At 68.4% G+C, this 25,182-nt stretch carries 24 protein-coding genes; 13 read left to right on the top strand and 11 right to left on the bottom strand.

From position 1 onward, the window contains the following. Position 1: 1 nt before the first annotated feature. A complete protein-coding gene (gene nei2, locus BN973_RS08020) occupies positions 2-757 on the top strand; it encodes an endonuclease VIII Nei2 (protein WP_036467164.1) in 756 nt (251 codons plus the stop codon). Here the strand turns inward: nei2 and BN973_RS08015 are convergent. Continuing rightward, positions 754-1,671: a CE1 family esterase gene (locus BN973_RS08015; RefSeq protein WP_036467162.1), complete on the bottom strand. Its 918-nt coding sequence runs from the start codon at positions 1,669-1,671 to the stop codon at positions 754-756. The genes nei2 and BN973_RS08015 overlap by 4 nt on opposite strands. A gap of 109 nt (positions 1,672-1,780) precedes the next feature. On the opposite strand from BN973_RS08015, the gene BN973_RS08010 reads away from it, so the two are divergent. Continuing rightward, positions 1,781-2,155 (top strand): DUF732 domain-containing protein, encoded by a 375-nt coding sequence (locus BN973_RS08010; protein WP_232232040.1) that lies wholly within the window; start codon positions 1,781-1,783, stop codon positions 2,153-2,155. Between the two features lie 99 nt (positions 2,156-2,254). Continuing rightward, complete coding sequence (locus BN973_RS08005) at positions 2,255-2,461, top strand: hypothetical protein (protein WP_036467160.1); 207 nt, start codon at positions 2,255-2,257, stop codon at positions 2,459-2,461. 6 nt (positions 2,462-2,467) lie between these two features. On the opposite strand, the gene BN973_RS08000 is transcribed toward BN973_RS08005, so the two are convergent. Genes BN973_RS08000 through BN973_RS07985 form a run of 4 tightly spaced genes read right to left on the bottom strand, consistent with a single transcriptional unit; the run spans position 2,468 to position 9,349 of the window. Continuing rightward, positions 2,468-5,308, bottom strand: coding sequence for an arylsulfatase (locus BN973_RS08000; RefSeq protein WP_036467158.1), 2,841 nt, complete (start codon positions 5,306-5,308; stop codon positions 2,468-2,470). Beyond that, on the bottom strand, positions 5,305-6,174 hold the full coding sequence (locus tag BN973_RS07995) for a pseudouridine synthase (protein WP_036467157.1): 870 nt from the start codon (positions 6,172-6,174) through the stop codon (positions 5,305-5,307). Before BN973_RS07995 ends, BN973_RS08000 begins: the two co-directional genes overlap by 4 nt. Positions 6,175-6,181: 7 nt before the next feature. After that, positions 6,182-7,888, bottom strand: coding sequence for a glycerol-3-phosphate dehydrogenase/oxidase (locus tag BN973_RS07990; RefSeq protein ID WP_051641550.1), 1,707 nt, complete (start codon positions 7,886-7,888; stop codon positions 6,182-6,184). Positions 7,889-7,933: 45 nt separating this feature from the next. After that, entirely contained in the window at positions 7,934-9,349 is a 1,416-nt protein-coding gene (locus BN973_RS07985; protein WP_036467155.1) for an NAD(P)H-quinone dehydrogenase, read from the bottom strand. 76 nt (positions 9,350-9,425) lie between these two features. Between BN973_RS07985 and BN973_RS07980 the strand changes: the two genes are divergently transcribed. Further along, positions 9,426-9,905, top strand: coding sequence for a gamma-glutamylcyclotransferase (locus BN973_RS07980; RefSeq protein ID WP_036467154.1), 480 nt, complete (start codon positions 9,426-9,428; stop codon positions 9,903-9,905). Between the two features lie 4 nt (positions 9,906-9,909). On the opposite strand, the gene BN973_RS07975 is transcribed toward BN973_RS07980, so the two are convergent. Genes BN973_RS07975 through BN973_RS07965 form a run of 3 tightly spaced genes read right to left on the bottom strand, consistent with a single transcriptional unit; the run spans position 9,910 to position 12,967 of the window. Further along, entirely contained in the window at positions 9,910-11,082 is a 1,173-nt protein-coding gene (locus BN973_RS07975) for an amidohydrolase (protein ID WP_036467152.1), read from the bottom strand. Next, positions 11,079-12,263, bottom strand: coding sequence for a M20 family metallopeptidase (locus BN973_RS07970; RefSeq protein ID WP_036467150.1), 1,185 nt, complete (start codon positions 12,261-12,263; stop codon positions 11,079-11,081). Before BN973_RS07970 ends, BN973_RS07975 begins: the two co-directional genes overlap by 4 nt. Positions 12,264-12,313: 50 nt before the next feature. Then, the gene (locus tag BN973_RS07965) at positions 12,314-12,967 is read right to left on the bottom strand and encodes a cutinase family protein (protein WP_036467149.1); all 654 of its coding nucleotides are present in this window, start codon (positions 12,965-12,967) and stop codon (positions 12,314-12,316) included. Between the two features lie 43 nt (positions 12,968-13,010). Between BN973_RS07965 and BN973_RS07960 the strand changes: the two genes are divergently transcribed. Both BN973_RS07960 and BN973_RS07955 read left to right on the top strand, forming a co-directional pair. Beyond that, a complete protein-coding gene (locus BN973_RS07960) occupies positions 13,011-13,817 on the top strand; it encodes a purine-nucleoside phosphorylase (RefSeq protein ID WP_036467147.1) in 807 nt (268 codons plus the stop codon). A gap of 2 nt (positions 13,818-13,819) precedes the next feature. Further along, on the top strand, positions 13,820-15,403 hold the full coding sequence (locus BN973_RS07955; protein WP_036467146.1) for a phospho-sugar mutase: 1,584 nt from the start codon (positions 13,820-13,822) through the stop codon (positions 15,401-15,403). Here the strand turns inward: BN973_RS07955 and upp are convergent. After that, complete coding sequence (upp, locus tag BN973_RS30370; protein WP_084163328.1) at positions 15,294-16,028, bottom strand: uracil phosphoribosyltransferase; 735 nt, start codon at positions 16,026-16,028, stop codon at positions 15,294-15,296. The genes BN973_RS07955 and upp overlap by 110 nt on opposite strands. Positions 16,029-16,161: 133 nt before the next feature. Here upp and BN973_RS07945 point away from each other — a divergent pair, with 133 nt between their 5' ends. From BN973_RS07945 to BN973_RS07935, 3 genes are read left to right on the top strand one after another with little or no spacing between them, the layout of a single operon-like run. Then, complete coding sequence (locus BN973_RS07945; protein WP_036472156.1) at positions 16,162-16,992, top strand: alkaline phosphatase family protein; 831 nt, start codon at positions 16,162-16,164, stop codon at positions 16,990-16,992. A gap of 58 nt (positions 16,993-17,050) precedes the next feature. Then, positions 17,051-18,349, top strand: coding sequence for a protein export chaperone SatS (satS, locus tag BN973_RS07940; protein ID WP_036467141.1), 1,299 nt, complete (start codon positions 17,051-17,053; stop codon positions 18,347-18,349). 52 nt (positions 18,350-18,401) lie between these two features. Further along, entirely contained in the window at positions 18,402-19,385 is a 984-nt protein-coding gene (locus tag BN973_RS07935; protein ID WP_036467138.1) for a VWA domain-containing protein, read from the top strand. A 4-nt stretch (positions 19,386-19,389) separates the two neighbouring features. On the opposite strand, the gene BN973_RS07930 is transcribed toward BN973_RS07935, so the two are convergent. Both BN973_RS07930 and BN973_RS07925 read right to left on the bottom strand, forming a co-directional pair. Next, positions 19,390-20,397 (bottom strand): VWA domain-containing protein, encoded by a 1,008-nt coding sequence (locus BN973_RS07930; RefSeq protein WP_036467135.1) that lies wholly within the window; start codon positions 20,395-20,397, stop codon positions 19,390-19,392. Between the two features lie 36 nt (positions 20,398-20,433). Further along, positions 20,434-21,438: a cupin gene (locus tag BN973_RS07925; RefSeq protein ID WP_036467132.1), complete on the bottom strand. Its 1,005-nt coding sequence runs from the start codon at positions 21,436-21,438 to the stop codon at positions 20,434-20,436. A gap of 122 nt (positions 21,439-21,560) precedes the next feature. Here BN973_RS07925 and BN973_RS07920 point away from each other — a divergent pair, with 122 nt between their 5' ends. The 4 genes from BN973_RS07920 to BN973_RS07905 all read left to right on the top strand — a co-directional run bounded on the left by BN973_RS07920 (position 21,561) and on the right by BN973_RS07905 (position 25,181). Next, positions 21,561-22,220, top strand: coding sequence for a GntR family transcriptional regulator (locus BN973_RS07920; RefSeq protein WP_036467130.1), 660 nt, complete (start codon positions 21,561-21,563; stop codon positions 22,218-22,220). Positions 22,221-22,376: 156 nt separating this feature from the next. Beyond that, the gene (locus BN973_RS31995) at positions 22,377-23,630 is read left to right on the top strand and encodes a PPE family protein (protein ID WP_051641168.1); all 1,254 of its coding nucleotides are present in this window, start codon (positions 22,377-22,379) and stop codon (positions 23,628-23,630) included. Between the two features lie 235 nt (positions 23,631-23,865). Next, positions 23,866-24,903, top strand: a complete 1,038-nt coding sequence (locus BN973_RS07910) for an IS110 family RNA-guided transposase (RefSeq protein ID WP_198048904.1) — start codon at positions 23,866-23,868, stop codon at positions 24,901-24,903. Positions 24,904-24,917: 14 nt separating this feature from the next. Next, positions 24,918-25,181 (top strand): CDGP domain-containing protein, encoded by a 264-nt coding sequence (locus BN973_RS07905; RefSeq protein ID WP_036467128.1) that lies wholly within the window; start codon positions 24,918-24,920, stop codon positions 25,179-25,181. Position 25,182: the final 1 nt, after the last annotated feature.

Raw genomic sequence — 25,182 nt, 5'->3', positions numbered from 1 at the left:
GATGCCCGAGGGTGACACCGTCTGGCACACCGCGGCCTTGCTGCGCGAGCACCTGGCCGGTCAGACGCTGACCCGCTGCGACGTTCGGGTGCCGAAATTCGCCACGGTCGATCTCACCGGCAGCGTGGTCGACGAAGTGCTCAGCCGCGGCAAGCACCTGTTCATCCGGGTGGGACAGGCCAGCATCCACTCACATCTGAAAATGGACGGCAGCTGGCGAGTCGGACACCGACCGGTGCGGATAGACCATCGGGCTCGGATTGTTCTGGAAGCCAACGATATTCGGGCTGTCGGCATCGACCTGGGCATGCTCGAGATCCTCGACCGCGACCACGACGGCGAGTCGGTCGCGCACCTGGGGCCGGATCTGCTGGGCCCGGATTGGGATCCCGGGGCCGCCGCCGCGAATCTCGTCGCCGGCCCAGCGCGCCCGATTGCCGAGGCGTTGCTCGACCAGCGGGTGATGGCCGGGGTGGGCAACGTCTACTGCAACGAGTTGTGCTTCGTCAGCGGACACCTGCCCACCGCGCCGGTCAGCGCGATCGCCGACCCGCGCCGTTTGGTCTCGCGAGCCCGGGACATGTTGTGGGCCAATCGTTTCCGCTGGAACCGGTGCACCACCGGCGATACCCGGGCGGGCCGGCAGCTGTGGGTCTACGGCCGCGCCGGGCAAAGTTGCCGTCGCTGCGGCACGCGCATCAACGTCGACGACACCGGCGCCCGGGTGGCCTACTGGTGCCCGTCGTGTCAGCGCTAATCGCGGGCGTGCGCCAGGAAGAACTGCGCGATCGATTCCGATCCGTCCAGCGCGCGGGTGGTCGGTCCGATGACCGCCTTGGGCAGATACTGCTTGCCGCCCGGCCAGGTGTGCCCGCCGTTGTCGATCTGATAGAAGACCACCTCGGTGGCCGCCGCACACGCCGTCGAATCGATGCGGCGCACGATGGTGCCGTCGCCGACGCTGGGCAGCACCTGCACCACCGGGTCACCCTGGCAGCCGTCGGCCGAACGCCACTTGTCCACCATGCTTTTGGCCGAGATGGAGTGGCTGAGCCCGCCGCGACCGCGTACGTCGCCACCGGTGAAATGCACCAGCGGATCGGCGGTCCCGTGCGCCGCCCACACCGAAACCGGCCGCGAGGGATTGCACGCGACCCCCACGCCCAGCGTGCCCGCTACCGGCGCGATCGCCGAAAAAACATCAGCCCGATCGCAAGCCAGCCGGTTGGACATGAAGCCGCCGTTGGACATTCCGGTGACAAAGATGTGCCCCGGGGCGATGTTGTAGTCGTTGCGCAGCTTTTCGGCCAGCCCGACCAGGAAGCCGACGTCGTCGATGTGGCGGCGATCGGCGGGCGACGCCCCTCGCCCGTCGGCCCAGCTCTTGTCGTAACCGTCGGGGTAGACCACCAGCAGGTTGTTGGTGTCGGCGACGGCGTCGAAGTCGGTCAGACCCTTCTGGCCTTTTCCGCTGCCGCCGCCGCCGTGCAGGCTGAGCACCAGGCCGACGGGATCGCCCGGCGGCAGGTGCATCACGTAGGTGCGGTCCATGCCGCCGGATCGAAACGTCCCGGACAGATCGCGAGGCGTGGCCGCCGATACGTGCTGGACGCCACAGCCGACCAGACAGAACGCCAGCAGCGCCGGCGATAACCAGCGTTCGTACGGCATGGGGTCAAATTACCCACCCGGTCTCTGCGTGCCGAAAACGGCCGTGTTCAACACTTCGCCGGACTTGCTCGCGTTGGCAACGATCGCGATTTGAGAGATGATGAGGGACGTGAAAATTGCCAAGCCCGGTCCCGTGAAAATCACGTCGGGCGCCCGACTTGTAGTTGCGATGGCCGTGTCGCTCGGCGTGCTTGGCGTCGGCGTGGCCCCTGCCGCCCACGCCGACGCGAACGATGACAAATTCATTCAGCTGCTGATTTCCGACGGCATCACCCACGAGTCCGTCCCGGCTGCCATCGCGGCGGCGCGGAAGGTCTGCGAGTACCTCGCACAGGGGATGACGCCCAACGAGGTCGTCATCGACGTGATGAACAGCAGTAGCCTGCCGGACTACGACGCCGGGTACTTCGTCGGCGCGGCCATCCGCGCCTACTGCCCGCAGTACAAGCCGGCGCCGGAGCCGCCGCCTCCGCCGGCCACCTAACGAAACGGCCACAACACACCACAAAACGGCGAGCCAGCGCCGTTGGATCTCCGTCTGTGCGTACACTTTAACAAAAAGTGAACAGACGGAGGCTTACAAATGATCACGAAGATAATAATCGGTAGCGCGATCGTTCTGGGTGCCACGATTGGACTCGCCGCACCGGCCGGCGCGGACGTGGTGTTCAACCAATTCTCCTGTACCTGCGGGGCAACGCCCCCGTTCGCCAGCCCGCTGGCCGCCGATCGCATCGATCAGGGCATTCGGGACGCCCTGACCCGCGTGCTGCCCGGTGACAACGGCTAGACGAGGCTAGCCGGCCGCGCCCTGTCCCACCGCTTGGACGGACGCGTGTTGATGCAGCGCCTGCTCGGCGTTCACCGGAACCGGCATCAGGTCGAAGACGACCTCCTTGACGGTTCCGGTGAACGCGTACGGCGCGCGGTCCTGGTAATCCCGGTCGACGACCAACCCGTTGTCGCGCCCGATGTCCATCCCGGCATACGACGTGAAGGCCAAACTCACCGTTTGGGGCAGCTCGCCCTCGCCGATCATTCGATCGTCGACCCATAACGTCACGCGCCCACCGGAACCGACGACGGGCCGCGCGGATTCGAACAGCATCCGCACGGTGAGGTCGCCGACGGGCAGGGCCTCCGTCGACACCTGCCGATAGGTCTGCACGCCGAGGAACGAATACGTGTGGCGCAGTTTGCGTTCCTCGTCGACCCACAACGCGAACCCGCCCATGAAGTCGGCGTTGGCGACCAGCACCCCCTGCGCGCCGGCGTCGGGGATGTGCAGCCGCGCTTCGATCGCGTAGGAACGGCCGAAGATGCGCGGCACCATGCCGCGCTGGATGTTCTGCACGCCGCCGGAGAAACGGAATCGCGTGGTGGTCGGCAGCTGCGGCAGGTCGCCGAACATCACCGCGAGCCCGCCGAGAAGCGGTAGTACCCGGTTCTTTTCGGCTTCCTGCCACCACAGTTGGGTCAGCTCGGCGAGCTTGTCGGGATGTTCGGCAGCCAGATTGTTGGCCTGGGAGAAGTCGTCGGGCAGATAGTACAGCTCCCAGACGTCGTCGTCGGGGTTGTAGTTGCCGGGTGCGAACCGCTGCATCGTCTGCGGCGACAAGTCCCACGGCGCCTTGTCCAGCCGGGCGCAGGCCCACCAGCCGTCGTGGTAGATCGCGCGGCTGCCGAAGTTCTCGAAGTACTGCACGGTGTGCCGCTCTTCGGCGGCCGGGTCGTCGAAGGTGTGGATGAAACTGGTGCCGTCCATCGGCTCCTGCTCGACGCCGTCGACGCTGCTGGGCTCCGGTAAACCGATGGCCTCCAACACCGTTGGCGCAATGTCGATGCAGTGCGTGAACTGGTCGCGGACTTCTCCGTCGGGCCGGATCCGGCTGGGCCAGGCCACCACCATCGGATCGCGGGTGCCGCCGAGGTGACTGCCCATCTGCTTGCCCCACTGGAAGGGGGTGTTGTTGGCGTGCGCCCAGGCGCTCGCGAAATGCGGTGCGGTGTCCTCGTCGCCGAGCGCTTCGATCCCGCCGTATTGCTCGATGAGCTGCAACTGCTGCTCGGCGGACAGGTCCAGGCCGTTGATGAACGTCATCTCGTTGAACGAGCCGGTGTTGGTGCCTTCCATGCTGGCGCCGTTGTCGCCCCAGATGTAGAAGACCAGCGTGTTGTCGGACTCGCCGAGCTCGTCGATCGCGTCCAGCAGACGGCCGACGTTCCAGTCGGCGTTTTCCGAGAACCCCGCGAACACCTCCATCTGCCGGGCATAGAGTTTGCGCTGGGTCTCCGACAGGCTGTCCCACGCCGGGAACAGATCGGGCCGCTCGGTGAGTTCGGCGTCGGCGGGAATGATCCCGAGCTCCTTTTGACGTTCGAATGTCTTCTGCCGGTACACGTCCCAGCCCTCGTCGAACTGGCCGCGGTACTTGTCGGCCCACTCGGCGAACACGTGGTGCGGCGCGTGGGTGGCGCCGGTCGAGTAGTACATCATCCACGGCTTGGTGGCGTTGGCGGCACGCACGGTGTGCAGCCACTGCACCGCTTTGTCGGTCAGGTCGTCGGGGAAGTAATACGGGCGGCCGTCTTCTCCCTTTGGACTATCGGGTATGCCCAGCACGGAGTTGTCCTGGCTGATGATCGGGTCGTACTGGCCGGCGGCGCCCGACGGGAATCCCCAGAAGTGGTCGAAGCCCCAACCGAGTGGCCAGTTGTCGAACGGCCCCGCCGCTCCCTGCACGTTGTCCGGTGTCAGATGCCACTTTCCGAAAGCGCCTGTGACATAACCGTTGTCGCGCAGAATGCGCGGCAGCGCGGCACAACTGCGCGGCTTGGCCGTCGAGTAGCCCGGGTAGGGGCCCGGAAACTCGCAGACCGATCCGAAGCCGACCCGGTGATGGTTGCGGCCGGTCAGCAACGCCGCGCGGGTCGGCGAGCACACGGCGGTGACGTGAAAACGGTTGTAGGCCAACCCGCTTCGCGCCAACCGAGACAGCGTCGGGGTACGGATGGCGCCGCCGAAGGTGTCCGGGCCACCGAAGCCGGCGTCGTCGATCAGCACGATCAGCACGTTCGGTGCGCCGTCGGGCGCGGCGGCGCCGGGCACGATCGTCCAGTCGCCGACCGACTCCGCCACGGTGCGGCCGATGGTGCCGCCGAAGCTGCGCTGGGGTATCGGCAGCCGGGTGCGGTCCGGGTTGAACTTGACCATCGCCTCTGCCAGCGCCGCGCCGAAGCCACGCGGTGTCGAGCGGCCCAGCTCCGCAACCGATTTCATCGGCGATCCGGCCAGCACCTGCTCGACCGCCAGCCGTGACTCGGCCGGGGCCACGACGATGATCACGGCGCCGTCGGCGGCCATCTGCTCGCCGATCTTGTCGGACAGCCCGGCCTTGATCTTCTGGTTCAAAAAGCTCACCACGGCACCGGCACCCCACCTGGCGCCGCGACGGGCGAGACGATCGCCGCCGTCGACGAACACGCGATTGCCCTCGGCGTCCTTGCCGACCAGCACCGCGTCGCGCACCGCGAGGTTCTGGTCCGCGGCGCGATCAGTCAGCGTTTGAAAGTCGCGACGGGCGGCATCGAGGCCCTGATAGCCGGCGACGATGACCAGCGGGGGCTGTTGGCTCATGACCAGACTCCTTCTTCTCGGCGGCTGACGAACGTGCGGCGCGACCCGGCGATCGGATCGTCGAATTCGATGCGCTGGGCAAGCAACCGCAGCGGAGTGCTGAAATCGTCGGCGGGCATCTCGATCACGTTGGGGTACAACGGATCTCCGATGATCGGCAACCCCAGCGACGCCATGTGCACCCGCAATTGATGAGTGCGCCCGGTGCGCGGGGTCAGCCGGTAGAGGCCATCCGGCGAGACCAGTTCCACCAGCGTTTCGGCGTTGGGCTCTCCGGGCTCGACCACGGCCTGTAAGTGGCCGCGGCGCTTGATGATTCGACTGCGAACCACACGAGGCAACTCCAGCGCCGGATTCAGGGCCGCGGCGGCCACATACGTCTTGTGTACCAAACCCCGGGCGAACAGCATCTGGTAGGCACCGCGCACCTCGCGGCGCGCGGTGAACAGCAGCACCCCGGCGGTCAGCCGGTCAAGCCGGTGGGCGGGACTGAGCTCGGGCAGATCGAGCTCGTTGCGCAGCCGCACCAGCGCGGTCTGCGCGACGTGACTGCCCCGGGGCATGGTGGCCAGAAAATGCGGCTTGTCGACGACCACGATGTCGTCGTCGCGATACAGCACGGGGATGTCGAACGGCACCGGAACCTCGTCGGGCAGGTCGCGGTAGAGGTAGACGCTGGCGCCGGTGGGCAGCACGGTGGCCGCATCGATCACCACCCCGTCGGCGTCGACGACCTCACCGGCCAGCACCTTGGCCCGGGCCTGCTCGCCGAACCGCGCGGTCAGCTCGGCCAGCACCGGCCCGCCGTGCAGCCGTACCCGCGCGGGCCCCAATCCGTCGCGCACCGGTAGCGGCGCCGGTCTCACCAGAAACTCAATTGAGGGGCACCGGCTCGAGGATCTCGGCGCGCGCTTCGGGCGCGCTGGCCCGCAGCTCGTCGGCCGACACGTCGTCGGGCTGCGCCTGCGACAGGATCTCGGCCTCCACCCGCGCGGTGTAGTTGGCGACCTCGCGATTGACGTCGGAGCCGCTCCACCCCAGCGCGGGGGCGACCAGCTCGGCGACCTCACGCGCGCAGTCGACGCCGCGGTGCGGGTATTCGATCGAGACCCGCATCCGCCGGGCCAGGATGTCCTCGAGATGCAGGGCACCCTCGGCGACGACGGCATACAGCGCCTCCACCAACAGGTAGCCCGGCGCGTCGGTGATCGGGCTCAGCAGTTCGGGACGGTCGGCGGCCAGCGCCAGCACGTCGTCCATCAGCGAGCCGTACCGGTCCAGCAGATGGCGCACCCGGTACGGGTGCAGGCCCACCAGCTCCCCGACGTGCTCGACCTGATTGATCAGGGCGAAATACCCGTCGGCGCCCAGCAGGCTCACCTTCTCGGTGATCGACGGCGCCACCCGGGCCGGAATGAATTGCGACGCAGCATCGATCGCGTCGGCGGCCATCACCCGGTAGGTGGTGTACTTGCCGCCGGCGATCGCGACCAGGCCGGGCGCGGGCACCGCGACGGCGTGCTCCCGCGACAGCTTGGAAGTCTCCTCGCTCTCCCCGGCCAGCAGCGGCCGCAGCCCCGCGTACACGCCGTCGATGTCGGCGTGCGACAGCGGGGTGGCCAGCACGGTGTTCACGGTGGACAGGATGTAGTCGATGTCGGCCTTGGTGGCCGCCGGGTGCGCCAGGTCGAGATTCCAGTCGGTGTCGGTGGTTCCGATGATCCAGTGGCTGCCCCACGGGATGATGAACATCACCGACTTCTCGGTGCGCAGGATGATCGCGGCATCGCTGACGATCCGGTCCCGCGGCACCACCACGTGCACGCCCTTGGAGGCGCGGACCTGAAATCGCCCGCGCTGCTTGGACAGCGCCTGGATCTCGTCGGTCCACACCCCGGTCGCGTTGACCACGACGTGCCCGCGCACCTCGGTCACCGAGCCGTCTTCGGAGTCGCGCACTCGCACCCCGATCACCCGATCACCCTCGCGCAGCAACGCCACCGCCTGGGTCGAGCAGCGCACGACGGCGCCGTAATGCGCGGCGGTGCGCGCGACGGTCATCGTGTGCCGGGCGTCGTCGACGACGGTGTCGTAGTAGCGGATCCCGCCGATCAAGGACGACCGTTTCAACCCGGGACTCAGCCGCAGCGCCCCGGCGCGTGTCAAATGCTTTTGCGCGGGAACGGATTTCGCGCCGCCCAGGCTGTCGTAGAGGAAGATGCCCGCCGCGATGTAGGGCCGCTCCCACCACCGATGGGTCAACGGGAACAAGAACGGCAGCGGCTTGACCAGATGCGGCGCCAGCGTGGTCAGCGACAGCTCGCGCTCGTAGAGGGCCTCGCGCACCAGACCGAACTCCAGCTGCTCGAGGTAGCGCAGCCCGCCGTGGAACATCTTCGACGACCGGCTCGAGGTCCCCGAGGCCAGGTCGCGGGCCTCGACCAGCGCGACCTTGAGCCCGCGGGTGGCGGCATCCAGCGCGCAGCCGGAGCCCACCACCCCGCCGCCGATCACGACGACGTCGAACTGCTCGGTGCCGAGTCGCTGCCAGGCTTCCGCTCGTTGCGGCGGCCCCAGCATGGACAACAGGTCACTCACGGGAACGGACTCCTCACCTGGAAAACGCTAGTCCAGATCGTCGTGTGCCATCAGCCGGCGCGCGGCCTCGGTGATCGACCCGGACAGCGACGGGTAGACGGCCAGCGTCTGCGCCAGCTCGGTGACGGTGATGCGGTTCTGCACGGCCACCGCGATCGGCAGGATCAGCTCGGAGGCGATCGGCGCCACCACCACGCCGCCGATGACCACGCCGGTGGCCTGCCGGCAGAACAGTTTGACGAAGCCCTGCTGCAGGCCGGACATCTTGGCTCGGGCATTGGTGCGCAGTGGCAGCATGATCGTGCGGGCCGGCACCGAGCCGTCGTCGATCACCGATTGCGGCACGCCGACCGCGGCGATCTCGGGCCGGGTGAACACCGTCGAGGCGACGGTGCGCAACCGGATCGGGCTGACGCCCTCGCCCAGCGCGTGATACATCGCGATGCGGCCCTGCATCGCCGCGACCGAGGCCAGCAGCAGCAGGCCGGTGCAGTCACCGGCGGCATAGATGCCGGGCACGGACGTCCGCGACACGCGGTCCACCTTCAGGTAATCGCCCCGGCCCAGCTCGATGCCGACGCGTTCCAGGCCGAGGCCGCTGGTGTTGGGCACCGACCCGATCGTCATCAGGGCGTGGCTGCCCTCGACGGTGCGGCCGTCGGTCATGGTGACGAGCACCCCGGTCTCGGTGCGAACGACGGATTCCGCTCGGGCGTTCTTGATCAGCTCGACACCGCGTTCGGCGAACGCCTCCTCCAGCACCAGCGCGGCGTCGGCGTCCTCGTAGGGCAGCACCCGGTCCCGGCTGGCCGCCACGGTGACCGGGACGCCGAGTTCGGTGTAGGCGTGCACGAACTCGGCGCCGGTGACCCCGGAGCCCACCACGATCAGGTGCTCGGGCAGCGCCTCCAGGTCGTAGAGCTGGCGCCAGGTCAGGATGCGCTCGCCGTCGGGTTGGGCCGACGGCAGCACGCGCGGGCTCGCGCCGGTGGCGATCAGCACGACGTCGGCCTCGTACTCGCTGGTCGAGCCGTCGGAATGGGTCGCCTTGATGCGGTGCCGGGCCAGCCCGGGTTCGGGGTCGATCAGCTCGCCGCGGCCGCCGACCACCCGCACGCCCTTGCTGAGCAGGTCGGCGGTGATGTCGGCCGACTGCTCGGCGGCCAGCGCCCGGACCCGCTGGTGGACCTGCGGCAGCGAGATCTTGGCGTCGTCGATGTCGATGTCGAAGCCCAGCCGGGGCGCCCGGCGCAGCTCGGTGCGCAGCCAGGTCGAGGCGATGAACGTCTTGGACGGCACGCAGTCGTCCAGCACGGCCGCCCCGCCGATGCCTTCCGAGTCGATGACGGTGACGTCGGTGGTATCTGGGTGTGAGGTGGCGGCCACCAGCGCGGCTTCGTAACCGGCCGGGCCTCCACCGAGGATCACGATGCGGGTCACCACAGCCCCAACCTATCCAAGGACCTTCCGAACCGCCGGATGAATACCGCGTGAGCGCCCGTTGTTTAAGCTTTCATCCGTGCCGCTCTACGCCGCCTACGGATCGAACATGCATCCCGAACAGATGCAGAAGCGGGCACCCCATTCCCCGATGGCCGGAACGGGCTGGCTGCACGGGTGGCGGCTGACCTTCGGCGGCGAGGACATCGGCTGGGAGGGCGCCCTGGCCAGCATCGTCGAGGATCCCGACTCCAAGGTGTTCGTCGTGCTCTACGACATGACGCCGGCCGACGAGATGAGCCTGGATCACTGGGAGGGCTCCGAGTTCGGCATCCACAAGAAGATCCGGTGCCGCGTCGAGCGCACGTCGTCGGACACCGACACCGATCCGGTGCTGGCGTGGCTGTACGTGCTCGACGCCTGGGAGGGCGGGCTGCCGTCCGCGCGGTACCTCGGCGTGATGGCCGATGCCGCCGAAATCGCGGGCGCACCAATGGAATACGTTCACGACCTGCGGACCCGGCCGGCCCGCAACATCGGCCCGGGAACCTCTGCTTAAGGCTTTAGGAGAAGATGGCCGACTGCTCGATGATGTTGACCATCACCCGCAGTCCGATCCCCAGGGCGCGTTCGTCGAGATCGAAATTCGGCTGGTGCAGGTCCAGCTGCGGACCCTCGCCCGACCACACGCCCAGTCGCGCCATCGCGCCGGGAATCTCCTCGAGATACCAGGAGAAATCCTCGCCGCCGCCGGACTGCCGGGTGTCGGCCAGCGCCTCGGGGCCGACCCCCTCGATCGCGTGGGTGAGGATGCGGGTCGAAACCTCCTCGTTGACCACCGGGGGCACCCCCCGCCGGTATTGCATCGTGTGTTCGATGCCCAGCGGCACCAGCAGCGAATCCACCGCCTGACGGATGACGTCCTCGAGCTCGAGCCAGGTGTGTCGGCTGGCGGTGCGCACGGTGCCCGACAGCTGACCGTTCTGCGGAATGGCGTTGGCGGCCACCCCGGCGTTGACGGCGCCCCAGACCAGGACGGTGCCGTTGCGCGGGTCCAGGCGCCGCGACAGGACGCCGGGCACCCCGGTGATCAGCGTGCCGAGGCCGTACACCAGGTCGGCGGTCAGGTGTGGCCGCGAGGTGTGTCCGCCCGGCGAATACAGCGTGATGTGGATGTGGTCGGCCGCCGAGGTGATCGGGCCTTGCCGGACCGCGACCTTGCCGACCTCGAGCCGGGGATCGCAATGCAGCGCGAAGATCCGGGACACCCCGTTCAGCGCTCCGGCCGCGATGGCGTCGATCGCGCCGCCGGGCATCAGCTCCTCGGCGGCCTGAAAGATCAGCCGCACCCCGACCGGCAGCTCGGGCACCGAGGCCAGCGCCTGCGCGGTGCCCAGCAGGATCGCGGTGTGCGCGTCGTGCCCGCAGGCGTGCGCGACATTCGGCATCGTCGAGGCATACGGCGCGTCGGTGCGCTCGGCCATCGGCAGCGCGTCCATGTCCGCGCGCAGCGCGATGCGGGGCTCGTGGTCGGGGCCGAAATCACACGTCAGCCCGGTACCGCCGGGCAGCACCTTGGGGTTCAGCCCCGCGTCGGCCAACCGCTCGGCGACGAACTGCGTGGTGGCGTACTCCTGCCGGCCCAGCTCCGGATAGCGGTGGATGTGCCGGCGCCACTCGACCAGGTCGTCGTAGTGGGCGGCCAGCCAGGATTCGGCGGTGTCGACCAGGCTCATGTGGCCGCCCGGCGTTCCACCCCGGCGATGACCCGGTCGCGTTCGGCGCCGTCCTGGGCGAGGTGCACGACCGTGCGCGCCAGCATCACCGCGCCCTCGACCACCGCGCGGTCGGCGCTCGGGCCGGCGGCGGCGGTCGCGAATGCGCGCTGATGCACCGTCGCGCCCCCGGCGTCGACACCGATCACCGGGTGGATGCCCGGCAGCACCTGCGTCACGTTGCCCATGTCGGTGCTGCCCATCGGCAGCGCCGTCTCGAACTCGGGCGCCACCGGTTCGCGTCCCAGCCGGCGCATCTCTTCCCGGCAAATCTCGGCCAGCCACCGGTCGGGCCGCAGCTCGGCGTATGCCGGTGACGGCGTGTCGATTTCGTATTCGCACCCGGTGGCCAGGGCGCCCGCGGCGAAGCACGCAAACATCCTGCCCTCCAGTTCTCGCAGCGAATCCAGCTCGACGGCGCGCATCGCGTACTGCAATGCGGCGTGGCCGGGGATGACGTTGACCGCCTGCCCGCCGTTGGTGACGATCCCGTGGACCAACTGCCCCGGCGCCAGTTGCTGCCGCAGCACGCCGATGGCGACCTGCGCGACGGTGATGGCGTCGGCGGCGTTGACGCCCAGATGCGGGGCGACGGCGGCATGCGATTCCTTGCCACGGTAGTCGACGGTCACCTCGGACAGCGCCAGCGAGCGCGCGGCCGCGATATCGGTCGGCCCCGGGTGCAGCATCACCGCCGCCGCGACGTCGTCGAACGTCCCGGCCTGAAGCAGCAGCGCCTTACCGCCGCCGGCCTCCTCGGCGGGCGTGCCGACCAGGGCGACGGTCAGGCCCAGCTCGTCGGCCACCTCGGCCAGCGCCAGCGCGGTTCCGACCGCCGACGCCGCAATGATGTTGTGGCCACAGGCGTGTCCGATCTCGGGCAGCGCGTCGTACTCCGCGCAGACCCCGACTACCAGGCCTCCGCTGCCGAAATCCGCCCGAAAGGCGGTGTCCAGACCGCCGGCGGCCGCGGTGACCTCGAAGCCGCGCTCGGCCACCAGTGCCTGCGTTTTGGCGCAGCTCCGATGCTCGGCGAAGGCCAGCTCGGGCTCGGCGTGGATTGCGTGCGACAGTTCGACGAGATCGGCGCCACGACGCCGCACCGCGTCCTCGACGCGGTCCAATGCGGTGTGTGTGGGCATCCTCGCAGTATCTCACCGACCGCAGCCGCGGCCGACCGAACCGACGGCGGCTACACCCGTCCGGCGATGAAGCTGGCCGCCTGGCCGGGGTAGGGCGGGACCGAATAGTCGTGGTGCGCGTCCCGGTCGCGCCCGCCGACGACGCAGACCGGATCGCCGGCGCTGCACTCGTCGATGGCACGGCCGGCGAACTGCCCGGCCGTCGACAGCGGGGTGTTGAACCGGTTGCCGGGATTGCCGAACACGGCGACCGCCCTGACCTTGCTGGCCAGGGCCGGGTCCAGCGCCGGAGCCGACCCGAACTGGCCGATGGTGTTGCCCAGCGGGGGCACCCCGGCCAGCATCGAGACCGCGGCCGCGCCCTGCGAGAAGCCGCCCAGGATCAGGTGGGTGGCCGGGCACTGGTCGACCATCGCCGCGATGTGATCGCGAGCGTCGTTGGCGCCGTCACCGGTCTGCAGGAAGTTGTAGCTGGCCGGGTAGTTCACCGCGTAGTTGTCGAGGTTGCGTCCGCCCAGGGCGGGCTGCAGCGCGGCGAACAGCGCATCGCCGACGGCGCCCAGGCCGGGCGGCTCGTTGGTACCGCGGGCGAAAATCAGCTGGACGTCCGGGCAGTCGGCTCGTGCCGTCGGCGCGGGACCGCCTGCCAACGAAACGGCGATTGCAATGACCAGGCCAGTAACCGGCCACCTACCAAAACTCATGCGGGAAATCCTGACATATATAGCGCAGCTAAGCTCGTGAAGTGTGACCGACGTTGCATCCGAGAATTCTCAACTCGCACAACGCGCGGCAAATTCCATCCGCGAGCAAACCGGCGTTGACACCCACGACATCGCCATCGTGCTCGGCTCGGGATGGTCGCCGGCGATCGCGGAGCTGGGCTCCGCCGACGTCGTGCTGCCCCAGGCCGAGATTCCCGGGTTCGCACCGCCGCGCGCGGCCGGTCATCCCGGTGAGCTGTTGTCGGTGCGCATCGGTGAACACCGGGTGCTGGTGCTGGCCGGGCGGGTGCACGCCTACGAGGGCCACGACCTGAGCCACGTCGTGCACCCGGTACGAGCGGCCTGTGCGGCCGGGGCCGACATCGTGGTGCTGACCAACGCGGCGGGCGGATTGCGCACCGAGATGCGGGTGGGCCAGCCCGTGCTGATCAGCGATCACCTGAACCTGACCGCGCGCTCGCCGTTGGTCGGCGCCGAGTTCGTCGATCTCACCGATGCCTACGCTCTGCGGCTGCGCGAGCTGGCCCGCGGGGCCGATCCGGACCTGACCGAAGGCGTCTACGCCGGCCTGCCCGGCCCGCACTACGAGACGCCGGCCGAAATCCGGATGCTGCGGACTCTGGGCGCCGACCTGGTCGGCATGTCGACCGTGCACGAAACGATCGCGGCCCGCGCGGCCGGCGCCGAGGTGCTGGGCATTTCGCTGGTGACCAACCTGGCGGCCGGTATCAGTGGCGCTCCGCTGAGCCATGCCGACGTGATGGCCGCCGGGGCCGCGTCGGCGGCCCGGATCGGCGCGCTGCTCGCCTCGATCATCACCCGGATCTAGTTGTGACACACCAGGACTGGATCGCACACGACCCCGATCCGACGACTGCCGCCGAGCTTGCCGCATGCTCACCGGAGGAACTTCGCGCCCGTTTCTCCCGCCCCCTGAAGTTCGGCACCGCGGGGTTGCGGGGCCCGGTGCGCGGCGGCCCGGACGCCATGAACGTCGCGGTGGTGTCGCGTGCGACTTGGGCTGTGGCACAGGTGCTTACGGACCGCGGCCGGGCCGGCTCGCAGGTGATCGTCGGCCGCGACGCTCGGCACGGTTCGGCGGTATTCGCCACGGTGACCGCGGAAGTGCTTGCTGCCAAGGGTTTTTCGGTGTTGCTGCTGGCGGGTCCGGTGCCGACACCGGTGGTCGCCTACGCGGTGCGACACACCGGTGCCGCCGCCGGAATCCAGATCACCGCCTCGCACAATCCGCCGGCCGACAACGGCTACAAGGTGTACTTCGACGGCGGCATCCAGATCATCTCCCCGACCGACACCGAGATCGAAACCGCAATGGCCACAGCGCCTCCCGCCGACCAGATCAACCGCACGCCCGTCACGCCCGCGGACACCGACCTGGTCGCGCGCTACATCGAACGCGCGGGCGCGGTGCGGCGTGGCACCGGCTCGGTGCGAGTGGCGCTGACCCCACTGCATGGCGTCGGCGGCGCGGTGGCCGTCCAGACGCTGCACCGCGCCGGCTTCGATCGGGTACACACCGTCGGCGCCCAGTACGCGCCGGATCCCGACTTCCCCACCGTCGCGTTCCCGAACCCCGAGGAACCCGGCGCCGCCGACGCGCTGCTCGCCCTGGCCGCCGAGATCGAGGCCGACGTCGCGATCGCGCTGGATCCCGACGCGGACCGTTGCGCGGTGGGCATCCCGACGGCTACGGGGTGGCGAATGCTGTCCGGCGACGAAACCGGTTGGCTGCTAGGCGATTACATTCTGTCCCACGAACGACAACCGGACCAGGCCGTGGTGGCCAGCACCATCGTGTCCTCCCGGATGCTCGCGCAGATCGCCGCCCACTACGGCGCGATCCACGTCGAGACGCTCACCGGATTTAAATGGCTGGCGCGCGCCGATGCGAAGGTGTCCGCCGGCCGCCTGGTCTACGCCTACGAAGAAGCGATCGGCCACTGCGTCGACCCGGCCGCGGTGCGCGACAAGGACGGAATCAGCGCCGCGGTCCTGGTCTGCGACATGGTGGCCGCGGTGAAACAGCAGGGCCGTTCGATTCCCGACGTACTCGACGAACTCACCCGGCGATACGGCGTGCACGAAGTTGCGGCGGTGTCGCGTCGGGTCGCCGACGCCGGCGCGGCCGCCGAACTGATGGCCCGGCTGCGCTCCGCCCCACCGAGCCGACTGGCCGGGTTCGCCGCGAAACTCACCGATATCGGCGACGCGCTGATCTTCACCGCCGGCGACGACGACACGTCGATCAGGGTGGTGGTGCGGCCGTCCGGGACCGAGCCGAAGCTCAAGTGCTACTTGGAGATTGGCTGCGCCGCTGCCGACGACCCAACTTCTTCTCGGACTTACGCCGCCGCGCTGCGCGCGCAGTTGGTTGCTTCGGTGGAACGCTGGTGAAGATGCGCGGCCCGAACTGACGGTCACCGGCATCGCCGAGCCCGGGCACGATATACGCCGACTTGTTGAGGCCCTTGTCGACCGCCGCGGTGAACACTCGCGCGTCCGGCGCGATTTCCTCAACGGCCGCAAGGCCTTCCGGTGCGGTCACCACGCAGAGCAAGGTGATATCCGTCGCACCGCGACGCTGCAGCAGTTCGATGGTGTAGCGCATCGACCCGCCGGTGGCCAGCATCGGATCGAGCACCATGACCGGCCGGTGTTTGAGTTTGGCCGGCAACGACTCCATGTACGGGAAGGGCAGATGCGTCTGCTCGTCGCGGGCCACCCCGACGAAGCCGACCTCGGCCTCGGGGATCGCGGCATGCGCCTCGTCGACCATCCCGAGCCCGGCCCGCAACACCGGAACCAGCAGCGGCGGCTTGGTCAATCGCTTTCCGAGCGTGTCGGCCAGCGGTGTGCGGATCCTGACCGGCGTGGTGGCCGCGTCCCGGGTGGCCTCGTAGACCAGCATCAGCGTCAGCTCCCGCAACGCGGCCCGAAAGCCGGCGGCATCGGTGCGCTCGTCGCGCAGCACCGTCAGCCGGGTGGCGGCCAACGGGTGGTCGATCACGCGCACTTCCATGCGTCCGAGGGTATATAACGATCCGACCTCGGTTGGCTAAAGTGCGGCTGACACCCATGCGCGCCTGCCGTCGCTCACGCGTGTCGGCTCGTATGCTCCCCGGGTGTTTCGCGAGATTCGACGTCCGCTCATCGTGGTCGCGGCGGCTGTGCTGACGTGGTTGGCCGCCACCCCGCTGGCCCCCCGCGTGACCGCCGCGGCCGCGCTTCCCCGGCCCGCGCACATCGTAATTGTGGTGGAAGAGAACCGTTCTGAACCTCATATCATCGGCAGCCCGCAGAACCCCTTCATCAACGCCCTTGCCTCCCATGGCGCCAACATGGTGCAGTCGTTCGCCGAAACGCATCCCAGCGAACCGAACTACTTGGCCATGTTCGCCGGCAATACCTTTGGCCTGACCAAGGATTCGTGCCCGATCAACGCCGGCAACGCACCCAACCTGGGTTCGGAACTGCTCGCCGCCGGTTACACCTTCATCGGCTATTCCGAGGACCTGCCCGGCGTCGGGTCGCCGGTGTGCAGCGCGGGCAAGTACGCGCGCAAGCATGTGCCGTGGGCCAATTTCACCAACGTGCCGCCGACGAGTTCGGTGCCGTTCTCCGCGTTTCCGCAAGGGAACTACGCCAGCCTGCCGACGGTGTCGTTCGTCATTCCCAACAACGACAACAACATGCACGACGGCTCGATCGCCCAGGGCGACGCCTGGCTGAATCGGCAGCTGTCCGGGTACGCCAACTGGGCGGTCGCCAACAACAGCCTGCTGATCGTGACCTGGGATGAGGACGACGGCGGCAAGAACAACCAGATCCCGACGATCATTTACGGCGCGCACGTCCAGCCCGGCAGCTACAGCGAGCAGATGAGCCACTACAACCTGCTGTCCACCATCGAGCAGATGTACGGCTTGCCCAAGACCGGCAACGCGGCCAACGCCCCCGCGATCGCCAGCATCTGGGCGGGATAGGCCCACCGGCCCGACACCGGACCCGGCTGGTGGGCCGGCCGTCGCTATTCTGTGCCGCATGGCTGCTGACCTCGTACCCATCCGCCTGAGCCTGTCCGACGGTGACCGCTACACCGTGTGGGCACCGCGCTGGCGCGACTCAGGCGACGAGTGGGAGGCGTTCCTGGGCAATGAGGACGACCTGTACGTCTTCGCGGCCGTTGCCGACCTCGTCGCGTTCGTGCGTTCCGGCGCCGAGAACGACCTGACCGATCACCCGGCGTGGAAAGACCTGACCGCGGCGCACGCGCACACCTTCGAGCCCGCCGAGGCCAGGCGGTTCGACCTGGTGGCCGTCGAGGAGCTGGTGGCCGAGAAGCCGACCGAGGAGTCGGTGACCGCGCTGGCCGGCGCCCTGGCGATCGTGTCGTCGATCGGGTCGGTGTGCGAGCTGCCGGCGGTGTCGAAGTTCTTCAACGGCAACCCGACCCTGGGCACGGTGTCCGGTGGCATCGACCACTTCACCGGCAAGGCCGGCGCCAAGCGCTGGAATGCGATCGCCGAGATCATCGGCCGCAGCTGGGACGACGTGCTGTCCGCGATCGAGGAGATCATCAGCACCCCCGAGGTCGACGAAAAGGCGTCGGAAAAGGCCGCCGAAGAGCTGGCCGAAGAACGCGAGGAAGAAGAATCCCAGGAAGACGACGAGGTCGACAGCGACGCTGTCGACGAGTCCGAGGACGAGGACACCGAAGCCGAAGCCGAAGGCGAGGACGACGAAGACGAGGACGAGGCACGCGCGCCCGGCGACACCGTCGTGCTGGGCAGCGACGAGGACTTCTGGATCCAGGTGGGCATCGACCCGGTCCGCATCTTGACGAGTTCGGGCACGTTCTACACGCTGCGCTGCTACCTGGACGACCGCCCGATCTTCCTGGGCCGCAACGGACGGATCAGCGTGTTCACCTCCGAACGCAGCCTGGCACGCTACCTGGCCGACGAGCACGACCACGACCTGTCCGATCTGAGCACCTACGACGACATCCGCACGGCCGCGACGGACGGATCGCTGGCCGTGCAGGTCACCGACGAGAACATCTACGTGCTGTCCGGGCTGGCCGACGACTTCGCCGACGGGCCCGACGCGGTCGACCGCGAGCAACTCGACCTCGCCGTCGAACTGCTTCGCGATATCGGCGACTACTCCGAGGAGAGCACCGTCGACAAGGCCCTGGAACCGAGCACGCCGCTGGGCAAGCTGGTGGCCTACGTGCTGGAGCCCGGATCGGTGAGCAAGCCCGCGTCGCCGTATTCGGCGGCGGTGCGCGAATGGGAGGAGCTGGAGAAGTTCGTCGATTCGCGGCTGCGGCGTGAATAGGCCGCTACAACCCTTCGTTTGACGGGTCCTCGGGTCTCCTCTTTACTGGCGGGTGTCGCTTCCCGTGATCGGACCGCTGCCGTTCTACGGATTTCAGCGTCCGGCCTTGCTGTTGTTCGGGCTGATCCCGCTGGCCTTGCTCGCGATATATGTCGTCGTCGAGGGCCGGCGCCGGCGCCGGCTGCGCCGCTACACCGATGCCGAGGTGCCGCAATCGATCTGGCGGCACCTGCCGGTAGTCGTGTCGCTGCTCAGCCTGGTGCTGCTGACCATCGCGCTGGGCACCCCGACCCACGACATGCGCATCCCGCGCAACCGCGCCGTCGTCATGCTCGTGATCGACATGTCGCAGTCGATGCGGGCGACCGACGTCGAGCCCGACCGGCTGCGGGCCGCCGAGCAGGCCGCCAGCAAGTTCGCCGCCCAGCTCACGCCGGGCATCAACCTCGGACTCGTCGGGTTCGCCGGAACGCCCTATCTGCTGGTCCCGCCGACCCCGCGGCACCAGGCCACCATCGATGCCCTGCCCAAGCTGCAATTCGGCGACGGCACCGCGACCGGCCAAGCCATCTACACCGCCCTGCACGCGATCGACGCGAGCAACACGACCGGCGGGGACACGCCGCCGCCGGCCCGGATCGTGCTGCTGTCCGACGGCGGCGAGAACAGGCCGACGGACCCCAGCGATCCGCACGACGGCGTCTACACCGCGTCGCGGCTGGCCAAGGATCAGGGCGTGCCGATCTCGACGATCTCGTTCGGCACCAAGAGCGGCAGCATCACCCTGGACGGGGCGCAGGTGAACGTCCCGGTGTCGACGGACCAGATGAAGAAAGTCGCCCAGCTGGCCGGCGGGCAGGCCTACACGGCTTCCAACCTCGACGAGCTCACCAAGGACTACGAAGCCATCCAGCAGGAGATCGGGTATCGCACCGTGCCCGGGCCGGGCGGTTCCGGCTGGTTGCGGCTCGGCGTGCTGACCGCGTTGATCGCCACACTGTTGGCGCTGCTGATCAACCGCCGGCTGCCCACCTAGACCGTCAGGCGGGCAGCCTGCGGTTCAGGAACAGCCCGGCCAACACCGCGCCGGCCATCACGACCGTGCCGAGCAGCAACCAGGCCAGGCTCGCATCGCCCTTGACGGTCTCGTAGCCGATCTGGCGCTGCAGCGTCGAATAGACCTGTTTCAGCGACTCCAGGCTGTCGGCATGGAACGCCTGGCCATCGGTGATCTTGGTGATCTCCTGCAGGGTCTGGTCGTCGACCGGGACCGGGATCGTCGCGCCCTGGTAGAGAACGGTGCCGTCGGGCGTGCCGAAGGAGATCGTCGAGATCTGAACGCCCTCGGCCTTGGCCGCGCGCGCCGCGGTGAACGCGCCCTGCGGGGCATTGGGGTCCAGCGGCACGTTCTCGGCGCCGTCGGACTCCAGCACGATGCGTGCCGGCGGCGGACCGTCGCCGCCACCCATCACCGCACCGACCGTCGCGATGGCCTGCATCGCGGTGAAAAGGCCTTCGCCCGTAGCGGTTTTCGGCGCCGGCTGCAGGCCGTCGATCGCGGCCTTGACGGCGCCGCGGTTCGTCGTCGGAGAAACCAGCAGGGTGGCGTTGGCCGCGAACGCCACCAGCCCGAGGTTGATCGCCGGCGTCAACTCGTCGGCGAACTGCTTACCGGCCTCCTGCGCGGCGGCCAGCCGGTTGGGAGCCACATCGGTGGCGGCCATCGACTCCGAGACGTCGATGACCAACATCACCACCGCGCGGTTGAGCGGAATCCGCACATCGGTCGTCGGCCCGGCCATCGCCGTGGTCAGCAGCACCAGCGACACGGCCAGCAGAATCGTCGGGATGTGGCGCCAGCGGGACAGCCGGGTGGGCGCCACCCGTTCCAGCACTTCCATGTTGGCGAACCGCAGCACCCGACGCCGCCGGGCGAACTGCTGGAGGACGTAGAGCCCTATCACCAGCAGCACGGCCAGCAGCACCAGGAAGAACCATCCGTGCTGAAATCCCGTGAGCGACACCGGACCCAGCAGTGGCACCTTCATGGCACGTCACATTACGTGGCGTGGCGGCTACCCCGCTTACCCAGCGACGAGGTCGCGGCGCTGGGTGAATTTGATGTCGAGACTGCGCAGATGGGTCTGCAGTCCCGCGTCCTGGACGGGGATCAGGTGGGCGGGCTGATCGGTCTCGTTGAAGTGGGCGTGCCACATGCCCGGCGGAGTGGTGAACGCGCCACCGGCCTGCCAGTCCACCCGGATCGGGTCGACGATGTCGCCGCGCTCGTCGAGTCGCGTTCCCAGCAACGAGTAGCAGCCGGCCGGCGGTGCGTCGAGAATGAGGTCCAATGCGACCGACTGGTGCCGATGCGGGCGCTGCTCCTGATTGGGGGGCAGCACACCGAACATCGCCCAGAGGACGTGGGTGATGGTCAGCGTCTGCTCCTGGTTCTCGTTGGCCAGCAGCACGCTCACCCGGCTCTTGTCGTTGGCGCCGGGACGCGACGCGATCTCGTCCAGCTTGGCCACCGCGTCGGTGCGGCAGAACTTGGTCGCGGCGAACCTGGGCTCGCGCGCCTCGGCGCCCAGGTAGCGCAGCAGCGGCTCGTCGTGCACCCAGTACATGGCCACCTCGGAGTCGGCGTAGAACACCGAGCGCGAACCGGCGGGCAACGTCAGGAAGTCACCCTTCTCGAACTTGACCAGCTGGCCGTTGACCGCCGCGAAGCCGTGCCCGAACAGCACGTAGTACAGCTGCGAGGTGGCGTTGGGACTGGTGTCGACCTGCTCGCCGGCGCGGATGCGCACGAAGTTGGCCAGCAGCGCGGGGCTGGTCGCCGCGCCCGCGATGCCCAGATCCGACGACAGATCCAGCGGCACCACACCGGTCGGCTGATCCAGGTAGACCTCGGGGCCGAACTGGGTAATCGGCACCTGCGGCGCAAATCCGGAGCCGATCGGGTTGGCGGCCTTGGAGTACTCGAAGTAGCGGGCGTCGTCGGCCCAGTCGACGAAACGGCCCTCGAACCCGTACTCGGCCACGTTGGTCATCGGCGCCGGAATCGTCGGGTCCAAATTCACGGACATCGCGCATCTCCTTAGGGGCTTGGCTTGTGTTTGAATCGTATCTATCTTGTATCTCAGTGTCAATCGCGGGATCGTGTACGGTGTTGACACCCTGAGATACGACTGAGCTACAAGGGGGCGCCGTGACTCCGACCGCCAAGGACCGCGCGCTGGAGTACGTCAAGACGCAGGTGCTTACCGGCGCGTTTCCCGGCGGCGAACTGATCAGCGAGGGCGACATCGCCTCCGCGCTGGGCATGTCGCGGACCCCGGTGCGCGAGGCCTTTCTGCGCATGGAGGCCGAGGGCCTGCTGCGGCTGTACCCGCAACGCGGGGCCCTCGTCGTCCCGGTCTCGCCCGACGAGGTGCGCTCGGTCATCGAGGCCCGGCTGGTGCTGGAGCTCTACGCCGCCCGCAAGGTGATCGGGCGCGGACCCGACGTTTGCGCCGCGGTGTTCGAGCGACTGTCGGCCGAGCTGCAGCGGCAGCGCGACACCGTGGCGGCGAGCCAGTGGCGCGAATTCCTCGAGGCCGACCGAGCCTTCCACGCGATCACCCTGGACGAGTCGGGCAACGCGATTCTGTCCGGCTTCTACTCCTCGCTGCGCGATCGTCAGATGCGGATGACCGGCGAATCCGCACTGCGCCAACAAGATCGGGTCGCGACGATCCTGCGGGAGCATCTCGCGATCGCCGAGGCACTGCGCGACGGCGATCTGCCGCGGGCGCAGCAGGCCGTCCAGACCCACCTCGCCAGCACCGTGCGCGCCATCGGCCTGGCCGTCGACGCGTCGTTGATCTGACTGCCGGGCCGACACGGACTCAAATACCCGCCCAAAACCGCCCAAACCCCAATGCTGCCGTGCTAGAACTCCCTACACGGGGTCAACCTCTTCTGGCGGGGGTTCAACCACAACTGCTGTGCCGTTTTACTGATCCATCCGAAAGGCAACGACGCCATGGACTTTGGGTTGCTGATGCCGGAAATCAACTCCGCACGCATGTATGCCGGGCCCGGATCGGGCCCGATGCTGGCCGCCGCGGCGGCCTGGGATGAGCTAGCCGCTCAGCTGGAATCGGCTGCGGGCGGCTACTTTTCGGAGGTCTCGGGATTAACCGGGCAAGCATGGTTCGGCCCGTCGTCGATGCGGATGGCCGCCGCCGCCACGCCGTACGTGGCCTGGCTGCAGGCGGCAGCCGCGCAGGCCGCCCAGACCTCGGCACAGGCCTATGCGGCGGCAGCGGCCTACGAGGCGGCGTTCGCGATGACGGTGCCCCCACCGGTGATCGCGGCCAACCGGGCGCAGTTGATGGCGTTGGTGGCGACCAACTTTTTCGGGCAGAACACTCCCGCGATCGCTGCCACCGAGGCGCAGTACGGCGAGATGTGGGTCCAGGACGCCACCGCCATGTACACCTACGCCGCCGACGCGACCACCGTGAGCACCCTGGAGTCGTTCGACGAGCCGCCGCAGACCACCAACTCGGCCGGGCAGGCCGACCAGGCCCGCGCGATGGCCCAGAGCGCGGGCAATCTCACCAGCGCCCGCACCCAATCCCTGGTGCAGCAGGCGGCGGCCAACACCACCGGGCCCGGTGGCATCGACTACACCCCGCCGGCCGCACTCGACCCGTCCATCCCGCCCGGGACATCGGCCAACGTGCCGCCGCTGAGCATCATCTCCGTCGGGACCAACACGCACATGATCGTCGACGCGGGGTCGGTCACCATGGCACCCACCGGCGTCGCCGGCTTCTTCGAAGTCACTGCCCAGAGCGGTTCGACCATCACCCTCAACCCCGGCAGCGTCTTTACCGCCGGAGTCGTCCCACAGTGGGTGAACGTGGCCACCGGCACCAACGTGAGTGGCGTCGTCACCGTCGGTTCCGAAGGCCTCACCCTTACCCCCAGATTTGCGATCGGGGCCTTGGGTTTCCTCAACTCGGGCTCCGTCACGCTCGGTCCGGGAACCAGCATCATTACCACCAACGACACCGCGATCGGATTCGCCGGGCTCTCCGGCGCGACCCTGACCAACGCCGCGGGCACCGTCTCGTACATCCCGTCACCCGCGCTGGCCACGGCGGCCAGCACACCCGGGCTGGCCGGAACCGCCGGAATCCAACCGCAATTCAACGCCGAGGGGCTTGCGGACTGGGCGCGCCGCCTTGTCGCCCCCGCGGAAGAAGCCGCCGCGGCGGCCTTGGGGTAAAGGCCCGGCCACAGCGGTAGCGTCGAACTCAGTGTCAGGGTGAGGTTGCCGCGTAGAGCGGTGGTTGGATCCTGATCACCTGGTGTCTGGCTCGTAGCGTCGCTGCCGCCCTCGGGTTGGCGTTCATGGGTTTTGTCGGCATCAGGTGTGAAGGACCGGCCGGCGTGACTTGATAGGAGCGTGGCGTCGCCCCCACTGAGATGTGTCCGCCGACCGGCCCAACCGTCACCTCACAGTGAAGGAGGCAACCTCCATGGTTGTTGTTGGAGCCGATGTACACAAGCGCACGCATACGTTCGTCGCCGTGGACGAGGTTGGCCGAAAGCTCGGCGAGAAGGTCGTTGCAGCCACGACTTCAGGTCATCGCCAGGTGGTGCGGTGGGCTCGCGATCAGTTCGGTGTGGAGCTGGTGTGGGCGATCGAGGATTGCCGACACTTGTCAGCCCGCCTCGAGCGCGACCTGTTATCCGCCGATCAGAAGGTGGTGCGAGTTCCATCGAAGTTGATGGCTCAGAGCCGGGCCTCGGCGCGTACCCGAGGCAAGTCTGATCCGATCGATGCGTTGGCCGTCGCGCGAGCTTACCTGCGTGAGCCCGATCTTCCGGTGGCCTCCCACGACGAGGTGTCGCGGGAGCTGAAGCTGCTGGTGGACCGCCGTGAAGACCTTGTGGGGCAACGTACTTCGACGATCAACCGGTTGTTGTGGCGCGTGCACGAACTTGATCCGGGCCGAGCACCGAAACCGGCGTCGCTGGATCTGAGCAAGCACCGCAGGTTGCTCGGTGAGCTGGCCCGCGAGGAGTTGGCCGACATCACCCGACTCACCGAAGCCATCAATGCCTTGACCAAACGTATCGGCGAGCGCGTCCGTGCGATCGCTCCGGCGCTTTTGGCGATGCCCGGCTGTGGCGAGCTGACCGCGGCCAAGATCATCGGTGAAACCGCCGGGGTCACCCGCTTCAAAAGCGAGGCCGCCTTCGCCCGCCACACCGGGGTAGCCCCGATCCCGGTCTGGTCGGGAAATACCGCCGGCCGCGTGCGCATGACTCGCTCGGGCAACCGTCAACTCAACGCCGCTCTGCACCGTATCGCGGTCACTCAAATCCGCCTCGACGGCCTTGGTCGGGCCTACTACCGAGGCCGGCTCGCCGCTGGTGACTCCAGCACCGAGGCCCTGCGCTGCCTCAAACGCCGCCTGGCCCGTGTCGTGTTCCACCACCTCCACACCGACCACCACAACCGAATCCAGCCTTGCCAACCGGCAGCGGCTTGACATAGGAGAAACCCATGAAGCACCGCATCGTCGCAGGGTTGGCCGCACCGCTGATGGCCGGCGGCATGATCGCCGCTGCACCGCCGGCCGGCGCCGGCTGCCAGTACGGCGGACCCATCATCAGCAAGTGCGACGGCCCCATCCAGCCCGACGGCACCTGGCAACGCTGCGTGGTCACGAAGAATCTGGTGGCCAACGGGGCCAGTTCCTTCTTCGTGCCCGAGCGAACCTGCAGCGTGGTCGGCCCCGGCGGCCTGGACCCGCATATCGACGACTGAG

This window comes from Mycobacterium triplex, from assembly GCF_000689255.1.
GTDB lineage: Bacteria > Actinomycetota > Actinomycetes > Mycobacteriales > Mycobacteriaceae > Mycobacterium > Mycobacterium triplex.
The sequence above is the reverse complement of the archived record's forward strand: the minus strand, read 5'-3'. Positions and strand labels throughout refer to the sequence as shown.

What these genes read in the sequence shown, in the direction of transcription:
- nei2 (WP_036467164.1), top strand. Translation starts at nt 2, where the DNA reads ATGCCCGAGGGTGACACCGTCTGGCACACCGCGGCCTTGCTGCGCGAG.
- BN973_RS08015 (WP_036467162.1), bottom strand. Translation starts at nt 1,671, where the DNA reads ATGCCGTACGAACGCTGGTTATCGCCGGCGCTGCTGGCGTTCTGTCTG.
- BN973_RS08005 (WP_036467160.1), top strand. Translation starts at nt 2,255, where the DNA reads ATGATCACGAAGATAATAATCGGTAGCGCGATCGTTCTGGGTGCCACG.
- BN973_RS08000 (WP_036467158.1), bottom strand. Translation starts at nt 5,308, where the DNA reads ATGAGCCAACAGCCCCCGCTGGTCATCGTCGCCGGCTATCAGGGCCTC.
- BN973_RS07990 (WP_051641550.1), bottom strand. Translation starts at nt 7,888, where the DNA reads ATGCTGGGGCCGCCGCAACGAGCGGAAGCCTGGCAGCGACTCGGCACC.
- BN973_RS07975 (WP_036467152.1), bottom strand. Translation starts at nt 11,082, where the DNA reads ATGAGCCTGGTCGACACCGCCGAATCCTGGCTGGCCGCCCACTACGAC.
- BN973_RS07970 (WP_036467150.1), bottom strand. Translation starts at nt 12,263, where the DNA reads ATGCCCACACACACCGCATTGGACCGCGTCGAGGACGCGGTGCGGCGT.
- BN973_RS07965 (WP_036467149.1), bottom strand. Translation starts at nt 12,967, where the DNA reads ATGAGTTTTGGTAGGTGGCCGGTTACTGGCCTGGTCATTGCAATCGCC.
- upp (WP_084163328.1), bottom strand. Translation starts at nt 16,028, where the DNA reads ATGGAAGTGCGCGTGATCGACCACCCGTTGGCCGCCACCCGGCTGACG.
- satS (WP_036467141.1), top strand. Translation starts at nt 17,051, where the DNA reads ATGGCTGCTGACCTCGTACCCATCCGCCTGAGCCTGTCCGACGGTGAC.
- BN973_RS07930 (WP_036467135.1), bottom strand. Translation starts at nt 20,397, where the DNA reads ATGAAGGTGCCACTGCTGGGTCCGGTGTCGCTCACGGGATTTCAGCAC.
- BN973_RS07925 (WP_036467132.1), bottom strand. Translation starts at nt 21,438, where the DNA reads ATGTCCGTGAATTTGGACCCGACGATTCCGGCGCCGATGACCAACGTG.
- BN973_RS31995 (WP_051641168.1), top strand. Translation starts at nt 22,377, where the DNA reads ATGGACTTTGGGTTGCTGATGCCGGAAATCAACTCCGCACGCATGTAT.
- BN973_RS07905 (WP_036467128.1), top strand. Translation starts at nt 24,918, where the DNA reads ATGAAGCACCGCATCGTCGCAGGGTTGGCCGCACCGCTGATGGCCGGC.